Below are 3,417 nucleotides of genomic sequence, written 5' to 3'. Positions count from 1 at the left end.
TGCCATCATAGAAGCTTTTAAGATACTGTCCTAACGCTCCCTTTCTTTGCTATAGCGGCAAACTCAACTAGACCTTAAACCTATTAGACCTTTATACCTTAATAACTTAATGACTTAAACTGTTAAAATGATTAACTGAATAACCCATTCACCCATAAAGGGATAAACTCAAAAAGGGAGGTTTCGGCTCCACTGACATGAAAAAGATTGCCATATTTAACTTCAAGGGTGGCACAGGAAAGACCACTACAGTCTTGAACCTGGGGGCAATTCTGGCCACTAGCAAGCGGCAGGCGATCGCCATTGACTTAGATGGACAGCGCACCCTCAGTTATGGTTTAGGCTTCGATGGCCAGACTCCCACGACTGTGGACTGGTTGCGGGGTAAACCCATTGAGCCGGTCCACCACTTCTGTATCTAATCCCCGCCGATCTTGCCCTATTCCAACTCCAGGCCACTTCTGACCTATTCACTCCTGCTCTAGAGCGCTTGCAGGGGTTCGCTCTGTGTCTGCTCGACTGTCCCCCTGGACTAGGAGTTGTAGCCACTCAAGCTCTGTTGACCTGCGATCGCGTTCTCATCCCTACCCTTAACGAACCGGCGGTATTAAAAGGACTCTCGGAAGCCGTGCAATTGATTCGTGAAGAGCGTCCCCATCTCCCCATTGATGTGGTGCGCTGTCGTTATCGGGGGCGCTTGGCAGTGGCTAAACAAGCAGATGAAATGTTGCAAGAAGCCTCTGATGAATTAGGCTATCGCTTGCTGGAGACCAAAATTCCAGAGAATATCTCCATTGCTGAGGCGATCGCCCCGCAACAACCGGTTACCGAATATGCACCTCGTTCCACAGGTGCTAAAGCTTACAAACAACTGGCGAGAGAATGTCTATCAATTTGGGGGATTTAAGATGGCTAAGAAAATTACGGGAATGGGGGGTAAACTCTCTCAACGCTCTGGAATTCGAGCGCCATCAGAACCACTAGAACCAGGGAAAACCCAACCCAAGGTCACTCCCCAAAGCATCCCAGCACCCCAAGAAAAAGATAAGTTGGTGGCAGTGAATCTGAAAATTCGCAAATCTCAGAAGGAATGGTTAGCAGCCAAGGCATCCGAAGTGCGAGACAATAACCTAGAGCCGGTTCCTCCCGGCGATCGCACTTATCCTCAGCATCTGATTGGCGTGGCGATCGACTTGCTGGCTGATGCGGATGTGGATTGGTCGAGGGTGAGGAATATTGCCGAATTGCGAGAAGAGTTAAACCTATTAGACCTTTAGATAATTAAACTATTAGAGCATTAAAGAAACTAACCCATCATTCTGGGTTGTCATCATTGGAAACTAAGGGTTCGATATAGCTCAGAAGTTGAGGCAAATTCTCCTCAATCACCTTCCACACTTCATCAAGATCGACTTCATCATAATCATGAGTAATTGTAGAGATCGCCATTGTTCTCTTTGGCTTCTCTCCTAATGGGCAGCTTGCCCTAGCCGAAAGTCCCACCATTGACCATTGCTCTGTGGTTGATGGCTCCATATTATGATGGCGATCGCTTGTTGATCTATCAGAACCCTATAGGAGACGGATAGATCGGCGAGTTTCTGGCATTGTGCAATGCGATCTCCAACAGCAAAGAGCAGATAGTGCCGAGTTAGAATGCGATCGCACAAACTTTCCGACATAACTAAAAGTGCGATCATACTCAATAATATTATCTTAAAATCAGAGCGCGATCGCATTTTTGTTTGACATCACCAAAAGCGCGATCGCATTCATTATGGTATTTTAGAATGGGATTGCGATCGCACTGGGCTATGGTATTCTCTTTCCAGATAGCGCGATCGCCAACGTCAGGAAACCGAACGCCAACAGGAGCGAGCTGAGAGTGCCGAATCGGATTTACAACAGTTTTACCTCAAGTTCACTTGTTCAAGCATTTTTATCACTTCACAGTAGCTAAAGTAATGAAAATCGTCTCTAATTGGATTATCTCCCAGAACAAAAGCAATACCTTTAATATTTGCAAGACAATCTATAATTTCCTCTAAATTATTTTCCGATAAATCGGTGGTAATTAGTAAAGGATTTTCCCTGGCAATATCATTGATATCAGAGACTTGAAGTTCATCAGTAAAATTCGGGCATTTTTCTTTTAGAAAATTCCATGAATCTCCTATATCACCCAATAAATCAATTTGAGCAAAGTCAAAGTCACTGTTATGTATACTTCTAAGTATCCAAGAGGGATCGGTATCATACGAACATTCTAGATCGGAATAAATTAATCCAATTCCTTGTATCTTTAATTCTTGATAAACTTCATTTGGTAGTATTTTGCTTTGTTGAATTGAAGATAATTGAATATAATCAAATTCGAGATCTGTTGCCAGTTCTATCATTTCTTGGTAACTGTTGATAGACAAGCTACCAATAAAAGATGTATTTTTTTCTATTTTATCTTTAATTAAGTAAGCTTCTTTTTTTGATAAAGTACGTCTATCTTTAAATTTCCGATCGGATGATAGTGAAATACTAATAGCATTGACACCTAATCTCTGAAGTGTTTCAACTTCGGCTACAGAACTCACTCGATCTACTTTTACATTTTTCATGATTTCTAAGGAATTTCAATAATTTGTCCTTTCATATTTGGTTCTTTTTTAAAGCCCTTGGGTACAACCCATATTTTACCTTTAGTGCTGGTTGAGATTTTATAATATGGAGTAATATGCCTACCTCCACCTGGATGCACTTGAATATTAGTAACTTCTGGATGCTTCTCAATTCTTATCTGCTTGGACTTACCAGAACCTCTCTTGCCTTGCTCAATATCAGCTTTATAACCATCATCTTCATATTCTTGTTTAATGTCATCTGCAGATTTGCCCCATATTGATAGAGGATCATTAGCATAATCTGGCCCAACATCTGAATGAAAAACATGACGAATCAAATTATCCAAACTATTATCCCGTGGATGACCAGTATGATCGGGAACTCGAAGTTGTTCTCGAGGGAAAGTCAAGATGCGCCCTAACAAACTCTCTTTTGGATCGCGAGGACGAGGGGACTCTATATCACGTATATCAAGCCCAGGGCCTTCTCCAAAACCACGAAGACGCTCAGGCTCGTAGGTGGTATTATAGTAAGCCGCAACGCCAATTCCTATAACAGCAATGGCAAGTAGAACAGCTTTAATTGCAAAATAAGCGCCAAGTGTTGTTGCATATAACCCACTAGGATCGATATAACTAACCGGATTCCCATTAGCATAAAGATACTTATTGAGCGTAATAGGATTAGATCTATCCCCTTCCCAAGTATCCCGTCGAGTAAACCTCCCCGTACTTGCATCATAATAGCGTTGCCTTAAATAATACTGCCCCAACGCCTCATCAAACTGCTCCCCAGCAAACA

The 3,417-nt window shown here is 42.4% G+C and carries 7 protein-coding genes; 3 read left to right on the top strand and 4 right to left on the bottom strand.

Annotated features, from left to right (window positions below; genetic code table 11):
- Positions 1–197: 197 nt before the first annotated feature.
- Genes AC3A14_RS24350 through AC3A14_RS24340 form a run of 3 tightly spaced genes read left to right on the top strand, consistent with a single transcriptional unit; the run spans position 198 to position 1,277 of the window.
- Positions 198–422, top strand: a complete 225-nt coding sequence (locus AC3A14_RS24350) for a ParA family protein (RefSeq protein ID WP_318736379.1) — start codon at positions 198–200, stop codon at positions 420–422.
- Complete coding sequence (locus AC3A14_RS24345; RefSeq protein ID WP_318736384.1) at positions 413–907, top strand: ParA family protein; 495 nt, start codon at positions 413–415, stop codon at positions 905–907. Before AC3A14_RS24350 ends, AC3A14_RS24345 begins: the two co-directional genes overlap by 10 nt.
- A 1-nt stretch (position 908) precedes the next feature.
- Entirely contained in the window at positions 909–1,277 is a 369-nt protein-coding gene (locus AC3A14_RS24340) for a hypothetical protein (RefSeq protein ID WP_318736377.1), read from the top strand.
- Positions 1,278–1,314: 37 nt separating this feature from the next.
- Here AC3A14_RS24340 and AC3A14_RS24335 read toward each other — a convergent pair whose 3' ends face one another.
- The 4 genes from AC3A14_RS24335 to AC3A14_RS24320 form a co-directional block, all read right to left on the bottom strand.
- The gene (locus tag AC3A14_RS24335) at positions 1,315–1,449 is read right to left on the bottom strand and encodes a HepT-like ribonuclease domain-containing protein (RefSeq protein WP_318736374.1); all 135 of its coding nucleotides are present in this window, start codon (positions 1,447–1,449) and stop codon (positions 1,315–1,317) included.
- Positions 1,450–1,469: 20 nt separating this feature from the next.
- Entirely contained in the window at positions 1,470–1,700 is a 231-nt protein-coding gene (locus AC3A14_RS24330; protein WP_318736372.1) for a hypothetical protein, read from the bottom strand.
- 210 nt (positions 1,701–1,910) lie between these two features.
- A complete protein-coding gene (locus tag AC3A14_RS24325; RefSeq protein WP_487779228.1) occupies positions 1,911–2,612 on the bottom strand; it encodes a hypothetical protein in 702 nt (233 codons plus the stop codon).
- A 5-nt stretch (positions 2,613–2,617) separates the two neighbouring features.
- Positions 2,618–3,417: RHS repeat-associated core domain-containing protein (locus tag AC3A14_RS24320; RefSeq protein ID WP_487779227.1), on the bottom strand; the 800-nt coding region annotated here is incomplete at its 5' end.

Source organism: Roseofilum sp., from assembly GCF_982964205.1.
This window is presented reverse-complemented; position numbering and strand designations above follow the sequence as displayed.